The organism is Pseudomonas sp. UMAB-08 (assembly GCF_900095225.1).
GTDB lineage: Bacteria > Pseudomonadota > Gammaproteobacteria > Pseudomonadales > Pseudomonadaceae > Aquipseudomonas.
The window spans coordinates 1-1193 of record NZ_LT607454.1; the positions used below are offsets into that span (position 1 = coordinate 1).

Genomic DNA, 1193 nt, shown 5'->3' on the forward strand with positions numbered 1-1193 from the left:
GGAAACTCTGGAAAAGACTTCCAAATCTGGTGAAATACGCCTGCCCCACGAACTGAACGGTTGAGCCCCGATGAAGCAAATGTCTTTCGCTGATGCCGAGTACGCAGGCAAACGTAAGCAGACACGCCGCGAGCGTTTCCTGATTGAGATGGATCAGGTCGTGCCCTGGAGAGGCCTGATTGCGTTGATCGAGCCGCATTATCCGAAGGGCGAAGGCGGTCGTCCGGCGTATCCGTTGATGGCCATGCTGCGGGTGCATCTGATGCAAAACTGGTTTGGCTACAGCGACCCGGCGATGGAAGAGTCCCTCTACGAAACTACGATTCTGCGCCAGTTTTCCGGGCTGCATTTGGATCGGATTCCGGATGAAACGACGATCCTCAACTTCCGTCGGCTGTTGGAAAAACATGAGCTGGCCGGTGGGATTTTGCAGGTCATCAACGGCTATTTAGGCGACCGAGGTTTGCTGCTACGCCAAGGTACTGTGGTCGATGCGACGATCATTCATGCGCCCAGTTCGACCAAGAACAAGGACGGTAAACGCGACCCCGAAATGCACCAGACAAAGAAAGGAAATCAGTACTATTTTGGGATGAAATCGCACATCGGTGTCGATGCTGAATCCGGTTTGGTGCATAGCGTAGTGGGTACGGCGGCGAATGTGTCGGACGTGACTCAGGTCGATCAGTTGCTGCATGGCGAGGAAACTTACGTCTCTGGCGATGCCGGTTACACCGGAGTTGAGAAGCGTCCAGAGCATCAACATCGGCAGATGATCTGGTCGATCGCAGCGCGACCCAGCAGCTATAAAAGGCATGCAAAAAAGAGCCTGATCGGTCGCATGCGCCGCAAAATCGAATACGCGAAAGCTCAAGTCCGGGCCAAGGTTGAGCATCCATTCCGGGTGATCAAGCGCCAGTTTGGCTATACGAAAGTGCGCTTCCGGGGCTTGGTTAAAAACACTGCGCAGCAGAACACACTGTTTGCCTTGTCGAACCTTTGGATGATGCGAAAACGGCTATTAAATGTAGGCGAGGTGCGCCTGTGATGCGGACAATGAGCCCTGAAAAGGTGCTATTCAGCAAAAAAACAGCGACCTGAGAGGAGGAGAGGTCTGATTTTCGATTAAATCGGCGTTTTTTGAACCTCAAACAGCGAGGCCGTTAAAAACTGCTGCTTACTTCAGACCTTCC

The 1193-nt window shown here is 53.0% G+C and carries 1 protein-coding gene; it reads left to right on the forward strand.

Features of this window, described 5'->3' with window-relative positions; all coding sequences use genetic code 11:
- The first annotated feature begins 70 nt into the window (after positions 1 to 70).
- Positions 71 to 1048: an IS5 family transposase gene (locus tag K0F75_RS25380; RefSeq protein ID WP_219064702.1), complete on the forward strand. Its 978-nt coding sequence runs from the start codon at positions 71 to 73 to the stop codon at positions 1046 to 1048.
- Positions 1049 to 1193 lie beyond the last annotated feature (145 nt).